Source organism: Lentzea xerophila (genome assembly GCF_051094245.1).
Taxonomy (GTDB): Bacteria; Actinomycetota; Actinomycetes; order Mycobacteriales; family Pseudonocardiaceae; genus Lentzea; species Lentzea xerophila.
Window position 1 is genome coordinate 1,122,892 of sequence record NZ_CP194934.1, and the last position, 16,359, is coordinate 1,139,250.

Below are 16,359 nucleotides of genomic sequence, written 5' to 3' on the forward strand. Positions count from 1 at the left end.
GCGGGCAGGAACTTGTTCCGCCGGACGGGCGCGGGCCCGTCGTGGCGCCGGGGAACGCGGGGCCCCCGCGTTCCCCGTAAGGAAACGCGGGGCCCCCGCGTTCCCTGCGAGGCCACTCGAACGGCCCATGACGGCTGATTATCACCCGATTGCCAACGCGCCGCTCGGCCACTCCGCGCCCGCCGGTAGCCTCTTGCCCGTGCCTGCCAAGCTCGAGGGCAAGGTCGCGACCGCCCCGCCCCGCCCCAACGCCATTCGCCCTGCTTCCGTGGCTGCTCTCGCCGCGGTCGCCGACGTGCACCTGACCAGGCCAGCGCATGCCGACGTCCAGGTGACGGGGGTGACCCTGCGTGCACAGCACGTGGTCCCCGGCGACCTGTACGCCGCGCTGCCCGGTGCTCGCGCGCACGGCGCCGACTTCGCCGCCACGGCGATCGCGAACGGCGCCGTCGCCGTGCTGACGGACGAGGCCGGAGCCGCGCGCGACTCGCTCAAGGACGTGCCCGTGCTGATCCACCCGCGCCCCCGTGAGGTCGTGGGTCTGCTCGCCGCACACGTCTACGGACGGCCGTCGACCAAGATCAGGCTGTGGGGGGTCACCGGCACGTCGGGCAAGACCACCACCACGTACATGATCGAGTCCGTGCTCCGCGCGGCCGGGAGGAACACCGGTCTGATCGGCACCGTCGGCACCCGCATCGGCGACGAGCAGCTCGGCAGCTCGCACACCACGCCCGAGGCGCCGGACCTGCAGGCGCTGTTCGCGGTGATGGCCGAACGCGGCGTCACCGACGTGGCGATGGAGGTGTCGAGCCACGCGCTGCACATGGGCCGCGTCGCCGCCACCGAGTTCGAGATCGGCGCCTTCACGAACCTCAGCCAGGACCACCTCGACTTCCACGCGGACATGGAGGAGTACTTCCAGGTCAAGGCGCAGCTGTTCGACGGCCGCGCGCGCAAGGAGGTCGTCTGCGTCGACGGCGAGTGGGGTGAGCGGCTGGTCAAGGACACGACGATCACCGTCGCCACCACCAAGCCCGCCACCTGGACCGCGAGCGGCGTCGAGGTGAGCCCGACCGGCGAGCAGACGTTCACCGCGCACGGCCCGGACGGCGACATCGAGATCCACCTCCCGCTCGCCGGCAGCTTCAACGTCGCGAACGCGCTGCTCGCCATCGCCTGCCTGCGCGTCGAGGGCATCAGCGACGCGGCGATCGTCGAGGGCCTGGGGAACGTCCAGGTGCCCGGCCGCATGCAGCGCGTCGACGAGGGCCAGGAGTTCACCGCCGTCGTCGACTACTCGCACAAGCCCGCCGCCGTCGCGCTCGCGCTCGACGCCGTGCGCGCCAAGACCGACGGCCGGGTGATCGTCGTGCTGGGCTGCGGTGGCGACCGGGACCGGGCCAAGCGGCCGCTGATGGGCGAGGCCGCCGCGCAGCGAGCCGAAGTGTTGATCATCACCGATGACAACCCGAGGACCGAGGACGCGTCCTCTATTCGGGCCGCCATGCTCGAAGGGGCTCTCGCCACCGAGAACCGGGGCGAGGTCCTCGAGATCGGCGACCGGAGGCTCGCGATCCGCAAGGCCGTCGAGCTGGCACTTCCGGGTGACGTCGTCGTCGTGGCGGGCAAGGGACATGAGACGGGACAGGAGATCGCGGGCGTGATCCACCCGTTCTCGGACGTCGAGACGCTGACCGCCGCGATCAGGGAGGCACACCGTTGATCGCACTCACGCTCGCCGAGATCGCAGAGATCGTCGGCGGACGGTTGCACGCGACCGATGGCAGTCCGGTGATCACCGGCTCCATCGAGTTCGACACCCGCAAGGTCACCGAGGGGGGTCTTTTCCTGGCGTTGCCCGGTGAACGGGTGGACGGCCACGACTTCGCCGCGCAGGCCGTGGCGGCCGGTGCCGCCGGCGTGCTGGCAGGCCGCGAGGTCGACGCCCCCGCGGTGATCGCGCCGCCGGTGGAGACCAAGCACGCCAACGCCTACGTGCTCGCGGGCGACAGGACGGGCGAGGGTGCCGCGGTGCTCGCGGCGCTGGCCAAGCTCGCCCGCCACGTCACGGACAGCCTGAAGGACCTCACGATCGTCGGCGTCACCGGCTCGGCGGGCAAGACGTCCACCAAGGACCTCATCGCCCAGGTGCTGAGCCCTGCCGGGGAGACCATCGCGCCGCCGGGTTCGTTCAACAACGAGCTCGGCCACCCGTGGACCGCGCTCAGGGCCACCGAGGACACCAGGTTCCTGGTGCTGGAGCTGTCCGCGCGCGGCATCGGCCACATCGCGAACCTCTGCGAGATCGCTCCGCCGAAGTTCGGCGCCGTCCTCAACGTCGGCACCGCGCACCTCAGCGAGTTCGGCTCGCGCGAGGGCATCGCGCAGGGCAAGGGCGAGCTGGTCGAGTCGCTGCCGGAGGACGGCGTCGCCATCCTCAACGCCGACGACCCGCTGGTCGCGGGCATGGCGAGCCGCACGAGGGCCAAGGTCGTCCTGGTCGGCGAAAACCCGGCCGCGGACGTCCGCGCCGAGAACATCGAGCTGGACGACCAGGCCCGCGCGAGCTTCACGCTGAAGACGGCGCAGGGCGACGCCCAGGTCAAGCTCGCGCTCAGCGGCACGCACCAGGTCGGCAACGCGCTGGTCGCCGCCGCGATCGCCCTCGAGCTGGGCGCCTCGCCCGCCGAGGTGGCGCAACGGCTCGGTGGCGCGCAAAGGGTGTCGGCGCACCGCATGGTCATCACCGACCGGGCGGACGGCGTGACGGTCATCGACGACGCGTACAACGCGAACCCGGACTCGGTGCGGGCGGCGTTGAAGGCGCTCGCGACGATCTCGCGCGCCACTGCGTCTTCACCGACCCCCGGAGGGGGTCCCGCCCCCTCCAGGCCCGCCCGCCGCAGCTGGGCCGTGCTCGGACCGATGGCGGAACTGGGCGACGACGCGGTGCTCGCGCACGACGAGATCGGCCGCCTGGCGGTGCGCCTGGACATCAGCAGGCTGGTCGTCGTCGGTGACGCGGCCCGCGCGATGCACCAGGGTGCGCACCTGGAAGGATCTTGGGGAGACGAATCCGTCCTGGTGCCGGACGCGGACGCGGCGATCGCGTTGCTGGGGGCGGAAATCCGGCCTGGTGACGTCGTGCTGGTCAAGGCATCCAACGCCTACCGCCTGTGGCGCATCGCCGAGGCCCTGCTGGAGGCAGGAACCAAGTGAAGAGCATCCTGATCGCGGCAGCGATCGCACTAGCGGTGTCGATCCTGCTGACGCCCTACCTGATCAAGGTTTTCTCCCGTCAGGGCTTCGGCCAGGAGATCCGCGAGGACGGTCCGCAGCACCACAAGACCAAGCGCGGCACGCCGACCATGGGTGGTCTCGCCATCCTGGTCGCCATGTGGGCCGGTTACCTCGGCACGCACCTCGTGAACTCGATGTCGGCCTCGGCGTCGGGGCAGACCCCGACGGCGTCCGGCCTGCTCGTGCTGATGCTGACGACCTCGCTGGGACTCGTCGGCTTCCTCGACGACTTCATCAAGATCCGCAAGGCCCGCAACCTGGGCCTCAACAAGACGGCGAAGCTGGTCGGCCAGTTCATCGCGACCATCACGTTCGCGATCCTCGTGCTGCAGTTCCCGAACAAGGACGGCCTGACGCCCGCGTCGGTCAACCTGTCGTTCGTCCGCGACATCACCGTGGTCTCGTTCGGCACGATCGGGTTCATCGTCTTCTGCTACGGCATGGTCGCCGCGTGGTCGAACGCGGTGAACCTGACCGACGGTCTCGACGGCCTCGCCGGTGGTTCGTCGGCGATGGTGTTCGGCACCTACGTGGTGATCTCGTTCTGGCAGTTCCGCTACAACTGCTCCAGCTACGCCGTCGCCGGGTGTTACGACGTGCGCGACCCGCTGGACCTCGCGGTGATCGCCGCGGCCGCGATGGCGGGCTGCATCGGCTTCCTGTGGTGGAACGCCGCTCCCGCCAAGATCTTCATGGGTGACACCGGGTCGCTCGCGCTCGGCGGCCTCGTCGCCGGTCTCGCGATCGCGACCCGCACCGAGCTGCTGATGATCGTCATCGGCGGTCTGTTCGTGGTCGAGGCCCTGTCGGTGGCGCTGCAGGTCGCGGTCTTCCGCACCTCGCGACGGCGCCTGTTCCGGATGGCACCGTTCCACCACCACTTCGAGCTAGCGGGCTGGGCGGAAACCACGGTCATCATCCGGTTCTGGTTGATGGCCGGCATCTGCTGCATGTTCGGGCTCGGCGTCTTCTACAGCGAGTGGCTGACGGGCGGTTTCTAGGACGATGACCAAGCTGGCTGGTTCCAAAGTGCTGGTCGCCGGTGCTGGGGTGACCGGCCGGTCCGCCGCGGAGGCGTTGCTCGCCGCGGGCGCCGAGGTCGTGGTGACGGACTCGTCGAAGGAACGACTCGCGGCACTGGAGACGCTGCTCGAAGGCGTCGAGCTGGTGCCCGGGTTGACGGAACCCCCGGCCGGCACGTCGCTGGTGGTCACGAGCCCCGGCTGGCAGCCGTCGAGCCCGCTGCTCGCGGCCGCCGCGTCGGCGGGCGTCGATGTGATCGGCGAGGTCGAGCTGGCCTGGCGGATGGCGGCGGAGCTGGCCGACCCGCCGGTGTGGCTCGCGGTGACGGGCACGAACGGCAAGACCACGACGGTCGGCATGCTGGAGTCGATCCTGCACGCGGTCGGCGCGGACGCCGTGGCCTGCGGCAACGTCGGCCTGCCCGTCGTGGACGCCCTGCTGGCCGGGCACCGGGTGCTCGCGGTGGAGCTGTCGAGCTTCCAGCTGCACTGGGCGCCGTCGGTGCGGCCGCAGGCGGGTGCGTTGCTCAACCTCGCCGAGGACCACCTCGACTGGCACGGCGGCATGGACGCGTACGCCCAGGCCAAGGCCCGGATCCTCACCGGTGACGTGGCGATCGGCTGGCTCGGCGACGACCTGGTCGCCGACCTGCTGGAGGCCTCGCCCGCCCGTGACCAGGTCGGGTTCACCCTGGACGAGCCGGAGGCCGGTCAGCTCGGCGTGCGCGACGGCTGGCTGGTCGACCGCGCGTTCGCCGACGACGAGCCGTTGGTCGAGGTCGCGAAGATCCGTCCGGCCGGTCCTCCGGGCATCGCGGACGCCCTGGCCGCCACGGCACTGGCGCGCGCGTACGGCGTGCCGTCCGAGGCCGTGCGCGAGGGCTTGGAGGCGTTCGAACCGGCCGCGCACCGCGCCGTGCTCGTCACCGTCGACGCGGCCGGCGTCCAGTACGTCAACGACTCGAAGGCGACGAACCCGCACGCGGCCGTGGCGTCGTTGCGGGCGTTCGACAGCGTCGTCTGGATCGCGGGCGGGTTGCTGAAGGGCGCGTCGGTCGAGGAGATGGTGCGCGGCGAGGCGCACCGGTTGCGCGGGGTCGTGCTGATCGGCGCGGACCGCGCGGTGATCGCCGAAGCCCTGGCCCGGTACGCGCCGGACGTGCCGGTGCGCGTGCTCGACGCCGCCGGCGACGAGGAGCCGATGCTCGCGGTGGTCCAGGCCGCGCAGGAGCTCGCGCGGCCCGGTGACACGGTCCTGCTCGCCCCCTCGGCGGCGTCGATGGACATGTTCAGCGACTACGCCCACCGCGGGCAGGCGTTCACGGACGCCGTCCAGCGGCTGACGGGTGGCCGGTAGGGTTCGAAGAGCGCGACACGCCCCAGGAATCCCCGATCGAGCGCTTGACACAGGAGACGATGATCTGGTGACCGTCGTCGCCGACAAGCCGAGGAGCAAGCGGAAGGTTCGTCCCGCGGGCCGCGTCGCCTCGTTGCGCAGCGGTATGACCGCGTGGCTGAGCCGCCCGCTCGCCGACTTCCACCTGCTGCTCGCGATCTTCGGCATGCTCACCGTGCTCGGCCTGGTGATGGTGCTGTCGGCCTCGGCGCCCGGACAGGTCGCCTCCGGTGTTTCCCCGTACAGCGTGTTCCAGAAGCAGCTCATCTACGTCTGCGTCGGCGCGGTGCTGTTCTGGGTGACGCTGAGGTTCCCGTTGCGCAGGCTCCGGCACTTCTCGACGGCCGCGATGGGCATCGGCGTGGTGTTGCTGGCGCTGGTGCTGACGCCGCTGGGCGACGTCCGCGGTGGTGCCCGGTCGTGGTTCACGGTCGGGCCGATCTCGTTCCAGCCGATCGAGGCCGTGAAGCTCGCGCTGGCGTTGTGGGGCGCGCACGTCCTGGTCACCAAGAGGGCGTTGCTGTCGCAGTACCGGCACCTGCTGGTGCCCGTCGTGCCGGTCGCGATGCTGGTGTTCGCGCTGGTCATGCTGCAGCCCGACCTCGGCGGCACGATCACGCTCGGCGTGGTGCTGATCAGCCTGCTGTGGTTCGTGGGCGCGCCGATGAGGTTGTTCGGCGTGATCGCCGGTGGCGCGGTGGCGGGTGCCGTCGTGCTCGCGATCGGCGCCGCGTACCGGCTGCAGCGCGTCACGACGTTCCTCAACCCGGACGCCGACCCGCTGGGCGCCGGCCTGCAGGCCCGCCAGGCGATGTTCGCGCTCGCCGAGGGCGGCCTGTTCGGCAGGGGGCTCGCGCAGGGCAGCTCGCAGTGGCGGTACCTGCCCAACGTCGAGTCGGACTTCATCTTCGCCGTCATCGGCGAGGAGCTCGGGTTCGTCGGGTGTGCGCTGGTGCTCGCGCTGTTCGGCGGCCTCGCGTGGGTCGGCCTGCGGGTGGCGTCGCGCAACACCGACCCGTGGATCCGGATCGTGTCCGCCACGCTGACGGTGTGGCTGGTCGCGCAGGCCGCGATCAACATCGGCTACGTCGTGCGGCTGCTGCCCGTCACGGGCATCACGCTGCCGATGATCTCCTCCGGCGGCACCTCGATCGTCACGACCATGGTGGTGTTCGGCATCCTGGCGAACTGCGCCCGGCACGAGCCCGAGGCCGTGTCGGCGCTGCGGTCGCTCGGTCCCGGCCGCGTCGGCGGGCTGCTCAAGCTGCCCGCGCCCGAGGCGTACCGGCCTCCGCCCAAGCGCAAGCCCGTCCGCCCGTCGACGCCTCCGCGCGCACCGGGCAGGCGTACGCAGCAACTTCCCGTGGTCGACGAACGTCGTATGGCTGGGCGGTCCGCTCCGCCCTCGGAGTACCGTCGCCGCGAAACACGACGGGTGAACCAGAGCCGCTCCGAGCCTGGCCGGTCGACCCGCGGTCGCGGGCGATACAACTGATGTGAATCCTCAGCCAACACAAATTCGGGAGAAGTCTTGACCGGGCACCCTGCCCCCAGTGGTCCGTGCGTCGTGGTCGCCGGCGGTGGCACCGCCGGACACATCGAGCCGGCACTGGCGCTGGCCGACGCGGTCATGCGGCTGCGACCGGACGCGCGCGTCGTCGCGCTCGGCACCGAACGCGGTCTGGAAAGCAAGATCGTGCCGGCCCGCGGGTACCCGCTGGAGCTGATCCCGCCGGTGCCGATGCCGCGCAAGCCCACGATGGACCTGCTGAAGCTGCCGCTGAACGTGCGCGGTGCGGTGAAGCAGACGCGTGAAGTGCTGGACCGCGTCGGCGCGGACGTCGTCGTCGGCTTCGGCGGTTACGTGGCGCTGCCCGCGTACCTGGCCGCACGCGGCCGCGTGCCGATCGTCGTGCACGAGGCGAACGCCAAGGCCGGTCTCGCGAACAAGGTCGGCGCCAAGTTCGCCGCCCACGTCGCGGCGGCGGTGCCGGACTCGGGTCTCGCCGACGCGGAGGTCATCGGCATCCCGCTGCGCCAGTCGATCACGTCGCTGGACCGCGCGGCGCTGCGCGACGAGGCCCGCCGGTTCTTCGGCCTCGACCCGCACGCGCCGACGCTGCTGGTGTTCGGCGGTTCGCAGGGCGCGCGTTCGATCAACGAGGCCGTGGCGCCCGTCGCGGCCGAGTTCGCGCGAGCCGGCGTTGGCGTGCTGCACGCGTACGGCCCCAAGAACAACATTGCGGTGCAACAGGTTCCGGGCGCTCCGGCGTACGTGCCGGTGCCGTACCTGGAGCGCATGGACCTGGCGTACGCGGCGGCGGACGCCGTGCTGTGCCGCTCGGGAGCGATGACCGTCGCCGAGGTGTCGGCCGTCGGCCTGCCCGCGGTGTTCGTGCCGCTGCCCCACGGCAACGGCGAGCAGGCGTTGAACGCCGGTCCGGTCGTGTCCGCCGGCGGCGGCCTGCTGGTGCCGGACCACGAGCTCACGCCGCAGCAGGTCGCGTCGCTGGTCGTTCCGCTGGTGGCCGACCGTGACCGCCTCGCTCAGATGTCCGCGGCGACGCTCGGCACCGGCCGTCGCGAGGCGGACGAGGTCCTCGCCCGCATCGTGCTGGAGGTGATCAAGAAGTGAGCCTCGAACGCGTTCACCTCGTCGGCATCGGTGGTGCCGGCATGAGCGGCATCGCCAGGATCCTGCTGGCCCGCGGAGTGAAGGTGTCCGGTTCGGACGCCAAGGACTCGCGGACCGTGCTGGCACTGCGCGCCCAGGGCGCGCGCATCGCCGTGGGCCACGACGCCGCGAACCTGGACCAGCTCGCCGGCGGCCCGACCGAGGTCGTCGTGTCGACCGCGATCAAGGACACGAACCCGGAGTACGCGGCGGCGCGGGAGCGCGGCATCACCGTGCTCCGCCGTGCCGAGGCTCTCGCGGCGTTGATGGAAGACCACCGCGTTGTGTGTGTTGCGGGTACGCACGGCAAGACGTCGACCACGTCGATGCTCACCGTCGCGTTGCAGCACTGCCGGGTCGACCCGTCGTTCGCGATCGGTGGTGACCTGAACGAGTCCGGCGCCAACGCCCACCAGGGCACCGGCGGCGTGTTCGTGGCCGAGGCGGACGAGTCCGACGGCTCGTTCCTGTTCTTCTCGCCGTCGGTCGCCGTCGTGACGAACGTCGAGGCCGACCACCTCGACCACCACGGCACCGTTGAGGCGTACACGGCCGTGTTCGACTCGTTCCTCGACCGGATCGTGCCGGGTGGCGTGCTGGTGTCCTGTGTGGACGATCCCGGCGCGGCTCGGTTGATCGAGGAGGCGCGGTCCCGCGGGCTTCGCGTGCGCGAGTACGGCCGTTCCGCCGCGGACGCGCGTCTCGTCGACTACAAGCCGCTCGAGTCCGGTGGCCTGGCGTCGGTCGAGATCGACGGCGTCGCGGTCGAGGTCCGGGTCGCGGTGCCGGGTGAGCACATGGCGTTGAACGCCATCGCCGCTCTGCTGGCCGGTCTCGAGCTGGGCGCGGACCAGGCCGGGCTGCTCGAAGGCCTCGCCGCTTTCGGTGGCGTGCGGCGGCGGTTCGAGTTCAAGGGCCGTGCCGGTGGTGTGTCGGTCTACGACGACTACGCGCACCACCCGACCGAGGTCGACGCGCAGCTGCGGGCCGCACGTCCGGTGGCGGGTGCCGGCCGGGTCGTCGTGGTGTTCCAGCCGCACCTGTACTCGCGCACCCGTACGTTCGCCACCGAGTTCGCCGCCGCTCTGTCGCTGGCGGACGAGGTCGTCGTGCTGGACGTCTACGGCGCTCGCGAGGAGCCGGAGCCGGGCGTGACCGGTGCGTTGGTCGCGGACCAGGTCACGGCGTCCGTGCACTACGAGCCGTCGTTCGACCGCGTACCGGCCCTGGTGGCCTCGCTCGTCCGCGAGGGCGACCTGGTCGTGACCATGGGCGCGGGTGACGTGACGATGCTCGGCCCCGAGATCGTCAGCGCGCTGTCATGAGCGCACCGGTTCGCGGCAGGTCCACGCGAGTTCGCTCCGCGAACCGGAGACCGAAGAGTGCTGAGTACCGGGCGCGGCGCAGGGTGATCCTGCGCCGCCGCCTGGTCGCGCTGCTGACGTTGCTTTCCGTGGTGGCGTTGGTCTACTGCGTCTTCTTCACGCCGTTGCTCGGCGTTCGCCAGGTCGACGTCCGCGGCAACGCCGTGCTCACCGAGGACGAGGTCCGCAACGTCGCGGCGATCGCGTCCAGATCACCGTTGGCGCGCCTGGACCTGGAGGGCATCCACGACCGCGTCGCCGGCATCCCGCGCGTCGCCGCTGTCGAGGTCGAACGCCAGCTGCCCGGCACCGTGCGGCTGCTCGTCACCGAACGGGTTCCGGTCGGCTCGGTGAAGCTGCCCGACGGCTTCCACCTGGTCGACTCCACCGGTAAGGACTACGCGGTCCTGCCGGCGCCCGCACCGGGCGTGCCCGAACTGGTGCTCGCCGCGCCGTCGCCCGCGGACCCGGCCACGCGCGCCGTGGTCGGAGTGCTGAACGAGCTGCCGGAGAAGCTGCGGCCCGACGTCGTGTCCGTGGCCGCCACGTCCGGCGCCGACGTGACGCTGACCTTGAGCGGGAACCGCGTGGTGAAGTGGGGCAGCTCCGAGAACACGGCGCGCAAGGCGGCCGTGCTGCTCGTGCTCCTGTCACGGCCCGGCACCACCTACGACGTGTCGTCGCCGGACCTGGCCACGGTGTCCTAGCTTGCCGGTTCGCACGTCACGGACGCGGTGCCGGCGGCCGTGACGGCGTGGGGAACCGGCGAGGACGCCGGTGCAGGCGCCGGGGGTTCGGCTGGGAGCACAAAAGATTCTCCTGGAGTTCGCCGGTCAGCCGTTCGGCTTCAGCCGGGCCATCGCGACCCGCACGACCAGGCTGCCCAGCCTGCTCGTCACGAGTTCCAACACGATCGCTTCGACGAAGAGCGAACGCACGGATGCGGGTGCGGCTGCCAAGACGTGCCTCCTGTGATGAACGACTACGGTGGTCATCGGAGTGCTGCTCTCCGTATTAGCCACATTGATCGTTGTCACCCGAAGGAAGTACTCGAGGCGGCGTGCCGGCCGACTGGATCGTCCACAAGGGACGTTCCCGCTCCGGTCGTCGAGGAGGCCGGTCAGTGGACATCGTCTGGGGCCGCCGGACGGATCGACCGGCGACCGGCGGGCGCCGCGGGTGGAAAATCGTCGATTGGACGGGCGAGACGATCTCCGATTCGGAGTCCGACTACGCTTGTGGTGCGTCGTCCTCAGGACCGTACGCGCTACTTGACGGCACGACCGGGGAGTAGTAGCGCACAGTGTTGGGACCCTACGGCGTGGCTGCTGGACCGACGCACCGCCGGTGCTTACCGTCCAGCAGGAACATACGGGGTTGACATAACTCTGGACCTCGACGAGAGGTTGAGAGTTTCAATCCGGGTGCATCACCACCCAGCACCACAGCACGGACCACGATCAGGAAGGCGGATCCGATGACGCCCCCGCACAACTACCTCGCGGTGATCAAGGTCGTCGGCATCGGTGGTGGCGGTGTCAACGCCGTCAACCGCATGATCGAGGTCGGGCTCAAGGGCGTCGAGTTCATCGCGGTGAACACCGACGCACAGGCCCTGCTGATGTCTGATGCCGACGTCAAGCTCGACATCGGCCGCGAGTTGACGCGTGGCCTCGGCGCGGGTGCGAACCCCGAGGTCGGGCACAGGGCCGCCGAAGACCACCGTGAGGAGATCGAGGAGGTCCTCAAGGGGGCCGACATGGTCTTCGTGACCGCCGGCGAGGGCGGCGGCACGGGCACCGGCGGCGCGCCGGTGGTGGCCTCGATCGCCCGCAAGCTCGGCGCACTGACCATCGGTGTGGTGACGCGCCCGTTCTCGTTCGAGGGCAAGCGCCGCGCCAAGCAGGCCGAGGACGGCATCCAGGCCCTGCGCAACGAGTGCGACACGCTCATCGTCATCCCGAACGACCGGCTGCTGCAGCTGGGCGACATCGGTGTCAGCCTCATGGACGCGTTCCGGTCGGCCGACGAGGTGCTGCTCTCCGGTGTCCAGGGCATCACCGACCTGATCACGACCCCCGGTCTGATCAACCTGGACTTCGCCGACGTCAAGTCGGTCATGTCCGGCGCGGGTTCGGCGTTGATGGGCATCGGCTCGGCCCGAGGTGAGGGACGAGCCGTCCAGGCCGCGCAGAAGGCGATCAACTCGCCCCTGCTGGAGGCCTCGATGGAGGGCGCCCACGGCGTGCTGCTGTCGATCGCCGGCGGATCCGACCTGGGCCTCTTCGAGATCAACGAGTCCGCTTCGCTGGTCCAGGAGGCCGCGCACCCGGACGCGAACATCATCTTCGGTACGGTCATCGACGACTCGCTCGGCGACGAGGTCAGGGTCACGGTGATCGCCGCCGGGTTCGACAGCGGCGGCCCGACGCACAAGAAGCTGGAGCCGACCGCGCTGTCCTCGCCGCAGCGGACGGCCACCGGGCCGATCGCCTCGGCTTCCGCGGCGCCGACGCACGTGCCGCAGCCGGTCGCGCAGACCCCGCCTCCGGTGGTGCAGGCGCCGCCGGCCCAGCCCGTGGCCCAGCAGGCCCAGCAGGCGCAGCCTGTCCAGCCGGTGCAGCCGGAGGTCCGGCAGGCGCCGCCGGTGTCGCAGCCGCCGGTGTCGCAGCCTCCGACGTCGGTGCCTCTGCAGCCTTCGCCCTCGCAGGGCAACGGGTACGTGCCGGGTGTGCCTCGGTCGCTGTCGCAGAACGGGTCCCTGCCTTCGCGGCCGGTTCCCGTGACGGACGACCCTGATGACGAGGTGGATGTGCCGCCGTTCATGCGGCGGTGACGGTGTAGTTGTGGAGGTGGCCCGGCTTCGGCCGGGCCTTGCCTCTGTCAGGGCCTCAGGCCTTGCCTGGGCTTGCCTCTGCCAGGTCTCGGCCTCGCCTGAGCTTCGCCTTGCCAGGTCGGCCTCGCCTTGCCAGCTCTCGCCTGAACCTCGCCCGGACCGGCAATTCCGCGGTTCCTGATCTTGTCGGACCCCTCGAGTAGCGTTTGGGCTCAGGGGGTCTTCCGTTCGGGGGGACGCCTGCGTCAGCCTGCGGTTCCGGGCCGGGCGGCGCGGAGGCCGCCCTGGTGCGTTGACGACCGCCGGTTGGGGTGTGCGGGCGCGCAGGCCCGTCCTTGGGTGCGCCAGCGACCGCCGGTCGGGGGCATGCGGACGCGCAGCCCATCCCTGATGCGCCGGCGACCGCCAGTCAGGGCGTGGCCAGAGCAGGGCGATCGGCGCGAACTAGGGTGTAGGCGTGCGCATTCGTCGTGTTGTCACCACCCGCGCCGGTGGGGTGTCCAAGGGGCCGTACGAGTCGTTCAACCTCGGCGATCACGTAGGAGACGACCCGAAGGCGGTGGAGGCCAACCGGGTCAGGCTCGCCGAGGGCATCGGGCTGACGCCGGATCGACTGGTGTGGATGGAGCAGGTGCACGGTCGCACGGTCGCCACGGTGGACGGCCCTCAGGACGAGCCGCTCGAGGCCACCGACGCTGTCGTGACGAAACGGGCCGGTCTCGGGCTTGTCGTGTTGACGGCGGACTGCGTGCCGGTGCTGCTCGGCGATCAGGAGGCCGGGGTCGTCGGCGCGGTGCACGCCGGGCGGGTCGGCGCGCGGGTCGGTGTGGTCGTCGAGGCTCTCAAGGCGATGATGGCGCTCGGGGCAGAACTTGAGCGCATCGAGGTTCTGCTGGGGCCTTCGGTCTGCGGCGAGTGTTACGAGGTGCCCGCCGACATGCGGAAGGACGTCGAGAAGCACCTGCCGGGCAGTGCGTCGAAGTCGCGGAAGGGCACGCCCGCGCTGGACCTCCGTGCCGGGCTGTGGAACCAGCTCGCCAGTGCCGGGGTCGGGAAGATCGGTGTGGATCCGCGCTGCACGTTCGAGGAGAAGGATCTCTTCAGCCACCGGCGGCAGGCGCCGACGGGACGGCTCGCGTCGGTGGTCTGGATCGAGCCGTGAACCGGGCAGTGAACCGCGCCGACGAGCTGAAGGCGAACCTCGCGGAGGTCGAGGAACGCATCGCGAAGGCGTGCGAGGCGGCGGGCCGTGAGCGAAACGAAGTGATGTTGCTCGCGGTGACGAAAACCTGGCCGGCCAGCGATGTGGAGATCCTTTACGAGCTCGGGTTGCGGCACTTCGCGGAAAACCGGGACCAGGAAGCGAGTGCGAAGGTCGGCCAATTGAGACATCTCGGCGAAGCGAGATGGCACATGGTCGGGCGATTGCAGCGCAACAAAGCGAAGTCCGTCGTCGAGTGGGCGGATCAGGTCGACTCGGTCGACAGCGTGCGGTTGGCCGAGGCGCTGGCGAAGGCCGCACATGCTCGGGGCAAGAAACTCGACGTGTTGCTGCAGGTCAGCATCGACGGGGATACGTCGCGAGGCGGAATCGCCATCGCCGATGTGGCGGAACTCGCTGGCGTGATCACTCGTTCGGGTGATCTTATTCTGCGAGGTGCGATGACCGTCGCGCCTCTGACGATGGAGCCTTCGCAGGCGTTTGAAGCGTTGGCGTCAGTGGTATCAGGCCTACGTGATGATCATCCCACTGCTACTCGTGTGTCAGCGGGAATGAGCGGCGACCTGGAAGATGCCATCTCGCACGGATCGACCTGTGTGCGTGTCGGAACGGCGTTGCTCGGCAGCCGGCGACTAATCTCGCCATAGGTTGTCGGGAACCTCGGGACCGTCCGCACCGTCCCTATGAGTGGGGAAACCGCCGAGGAGGGGCTGGAATGAGCGCTTTGCACAAGCTGAAGGCCTACTTCGGGATGGTCCCCGCCGAGTACGCAGACGACCCCGGCTACGACGACGACCGAGGTCGCTACGGCGACTACCGGTCCGAGTACGCGGCCGAGGCCGACGACTACGACCCCTACCCGCGGCGCGGCCGCGTGTTCACACCGGGCCGGTCGGAGCTCCAGGGCTCCGGGTACCGGTCCGACATCGACGAGTCGGACGACTACGAGCCGGAGACGCGGCGCGGGGGCAGCCCCTCGGGCACGCGGCGCTGGAGTGCCGATGCACCCGTGCACGGCGCACTCGCGGTCGAGCCGCAGCGCGAGCCCGTGAGCAGGCTGCGTCCCGTCGCCGAGCCGGCAGGCAACCCGTTGGCGCGCATCACCACGCTTCACCCCCGTAACTACAGCGAGGCGCGCACGATCGGGGAGCACTACCGGGACGGCACACCGGTGATCTTGAACCTGACCGACATGGACGACGCGGACGCGAAGCGTCTCGTCGACTTCTCGGCCGGTCTCGCGTTCGCTCTGCGCGGGTCCATGGACAAGATCACCAGCAGGGTGTTCCTTCTCTCACCGCCGAATGTCGACGTGACGGCGGAGGACCGCAGGAAGCTGGCCGAGGGCGGGTTCTCCAACCACGGTTAGAGTTGACCCCGTGGACCCCATCCGTCTCGTCATCTTCTACGTCCTGTTCGCGTTCTCCCTGTTCCTGACCGCGCGTGTCGTGGTCGAGTTGGTGCGGACGTTCGCGCGGGAGTGGCGCCCAGCGGGCGGCGTAGCCGTGACGCTTGAGACCGTCTACACGGTCACCGACCCACCGGTCCGTGCGCTCCGTCGGGTGATCCCGACTGTGCGGATCGGAGGCGTCGGGCTGGACCTATCGATTATTGTGCTGTGGCTGGTCGTTATCATTCTGATGCGATTCGCAGATCCCAGGTGACGGGGAACCGTGGGATGACCGCAGCCCAGGAGTGCGAGAGGTGATCCGATGCCGTTGACCCCCGCTGACGTGCACAACGTTGCATTCAGCAAGCCGCCGATTGGCAAGCGGGGCTACAACGAGGACGAGGTGGACGCGTTCCTCGACCTGGTTGAGGGCGAGCTCGCCCGCTTGATCGAGGAGAACAACGACCTCCGTCAGCAGGTCGAGCAGCTCGACCAGCAGCTCGAGACCACGCGGGCCGACCTCGACGACGCCCGTGTGAAGGCTGCGTCCGGCCCCGTGACGAGCCGTATGCCGGTGGAGGAGCCGCGCCGCCTGGCGCCGGTGCCGCCGCCGTCGGTGATGGAGCAGACGTCCCCTGGTGGTGGCGGAGACCACCACGTGCAGGCCGCGAAGGTCCTGGGTCTCGCCCAGGAGATGGCGGACCGGCTGACGGGCGAGGCGAAGGCCGAAGCGGACGGCATGCTGTCCGAGGCCCGCACGAAGTCCGAGCAGCTGCTGTCCGAGGCCCGCGCCAAGGCCGACACGATGGTCAACGAGGCACGCACGCGTGCCGAGACCATGCTCAACGACGCGCGGACGCGTTCCGAGACGCTGGAGCGGCAGGCCCGTGAGAAGGCCACCGCGCTGGACCGTGACGCGCAGCGCAAGCACGCTGAGGTGATGGGCAACATCACCCAGGAGAAGAACACGCTCGAGAAGCAGATCGACAAGCTGCAGACGTTCGAGCGCGAGTACCGCACGCGACTGAAGACGATGCTCGAGTCATCCCTGCGCGACCTCCAGGACCGCGGCCCGGCCGCTCCGTCCGAGGGGCGTTCCCAGGGCTACTCCTTCGGCGCACGCGCCGAAGCGGGCTGAACTACTGTTCGCTA

Annotated in this window: 15 protein-coding genes; 14 read left to right on the forward strand and 1 reads right to left on the reverse strand. The window is 70.2% G+C overall.

Annotation, left to right across the window (positions count from 1 at the left end):
• Positions 1-127 precede the first annotated feature (127 nt).
• From ACRSBM_RS05575 to ACRSBM_RS05610, 8 genes are all read left to right on the forward strand, one after another.
• On the forward strand, positions 128-1,726 hold the full coding sequence (locus tag ACRSBM_RS05575; protein WP_434440358.1) for a UDP-N-acetylmuramoyl-L-alanyl-D-glutamate--2,6-diaminopimelate ligase: 1,599 nt from the start codon (positions 128-130) through the stop codon (positions 1,724-1,726).
• The gene (locus ACRSBM_RS05580; RefSeq protein WP_434440360.1) at positions 1,723-3,222 is read left to right on the forward strand and encodes a UDP-N-acetylmuramoyl-tripeptide--D-alanyl-D-alanine ligase; all 1,500 of its coding nucleotides are present in this window, start codon (positions 1,723-1,725) and stop codon (positions 3,220-3,222) included. The genes ACRSBM_RS05575 and ACRSBM_RS05580 overlap by 4 nt, the downstream gene beginning before the upstream one ends.
• Positions 3,219-4,304: a phospho-N-acetylmuramoyl-pentapeptide-transferase gene (gene mraY / locus ACRSBM_RS05585; protein ID WP_434440362.1), complete on the forward strand. Its 1,086-nt coding sequence runs from the start codon at positions 3,219-3,221 to the stop codon at positions 4,302-4,304. The genes ACRSBM_RS05580 and mraY overlap by 4 nt, the downstream gene beginning before the upstream one ends.
• Positions 4,305-4,308: 4 nt before the next feature.
• Positions 4,309-5,682, forward strand: coding sequence for a UDP-N-acetylmuramoyl-L-alanine--D-glutamate ligase (gene murD / locus ACRSBM_RS05590; RefSeq protein WP_434440364.1), 1,374 nt, complete (start codon positions 4,309-4,311; stop codon positions 5,680-5,682).
• Between the two features lie 67 nt (positions 5,683-5,749).
• A complete protein-coding gene (gene ftsW, locus ACRSBM_RS05595) occupies positions 5,750-7,216 on the forward strand; it encodes a putative lipid II flippase FtsW (protein WP_434440366.1) in 1,467 nt (488 codons plus the stop codon).
• 36 nt (positions 7,217-7,252) lie between these two features.
• Entirely contained in the window at positions 7,253-8,356 is a 1,104-nt protein-coding gene (gene murG, locus ACRSBM_RS05600; protein ID WP_434440368.1) for an undecaprenyldiphospho-muramoylpentapeptide beta-N-acetylglucosaminyltransferase, read from the forward strand.
• Positions 8,353-9,720: a UDP-N-acetylmuramate--L-alanine ligase gene (gene murC, locus ACRSBM_RS05605; protein ID WP_434440370.1), complete on the forward strand. Its 1,368-nt coding sequence runs from the start codon at positions 8,353-8,355 to the stop codon at positions 9,718-9,720. The genes murG and murC overlap by 4 nt, the downstream gene beginning before the upstream one ends.
• Positions 9,717-10,466, forward strand: coding sequence for a cell division protein FtsQ/DivIB (locus ACRSBM_RS05610; protein WP_434440371.1), 750 nt, complete (start codon positions 9,717-9,719; stop codon positions 10,464-10,466). The genes murC and ACRSBM_RS05610 overlap by 4 nt, the downstream gene beginning before the upstream one ends.
• Before the next feature lie 126 nt (positions 10,467-10,592).
• On the opposite strand, the gene ACRSBM_RS05615 is transcribed toward ACRSBM_RS05610, so the two are convergent.
• Positions 10,593-10,718, reverse strand: a complete 126-nt coding sequence (locus ACRSBM_RS05615; protein WP_434440373.1) for a hypothetical protein — start codon at positions 10,716-10,718, stop codon at positions 10,593-10,595.
• A gap of 518 nt (positions 10,719-11,236) precedes the next feature.
• Here ACRSBM_RS05615 and ftsZ point away from each other — a divergent pair.
• From ftsZ to wag31, 6 genes are all read left to right on the forward strand, one after another.
• Positions 11,237-12,595, forward strand: a complete 1,359-nt coding sequence (gene ftsZ / locus ACRSBM_RS05620) for a cell division protein FtsZ (RefSeq protein WP_434440375.1) — start codon at positions 11,237-11,239, stop codon at positions 12,593-12,595.
• A 457-nt stretch (positions 12,596-13,052) separates the two neighbouring features.
• Positions 13,053-13,757: a peptidoglycan editing factor PgeF gene (pgeF, locus tag ACRSBM_RS05625; RefSeq protein ID WP_434440377.1), complete on the forward strand. Its 705-nt coding sequence runs from the start codon at positions 13,053-13,055 to the stop codon at positions 13,755-13,757.
• Positions 13,754-14,464 carry a YggS family pyridoxal phosphate-dependent enzyme gene (locus ACRSBM_RS05630; protein WP_434440379.1) on the forward strand — a complete coding sequence of 237 codons (711 nt, stop codon included), beginning with the start codon at positions 13,754-13,756 and terminating at the stop codon, positions 14,462-14,464. Before pgeF ends, ACRSBM_RS05630 begins: the two co-directional genes overlap by 4 nt.
• 68 nt (positions 14,465-14,532) lie before the next feature.
• Positions 14,533-15,186 carry a cell division protein SepF gene (locus ACRSBM_RS05635; protein WP_434440381.1) on the forward strand — a complete coding sequence of 218 codons (654 nt, stop codon included), beginning with the start codon at positions 14,533-14,535 and terminating at the stop codon, positions 15,184-15,186.
• A 19-nt stretch (positions 15,187-15,205) separates the two neighbouring features.
• The gene (locus tag ACRSBM_RS05640) at positions 15,206-15,481 is read left to right on the forward strand and encodes a YggT family protein (RefSeq protein WP_434452976.1); all 276 of its coding nucleotides are present in this window, start codon (positions 15,206-15,208) and stop codon (positions 15,479-15,481) included.
• Positions 15,482-15,529: 48 nt separating this feature from the next.
• On the forward strand, positions 15,530-16,345 hold the full coding sequence (gene wag31, locus ACRSBM_RS05645) for a DivIVA-like cell division protein Wag31 (protein WP_434440383.1): 816 nt from the start codon (positions 15,530-15,532) through the stop codon (positions 16,343-16,345).
• The last annotated feature ends 14 nt before the right edge of the window (positions 16,346-16,359 follow it).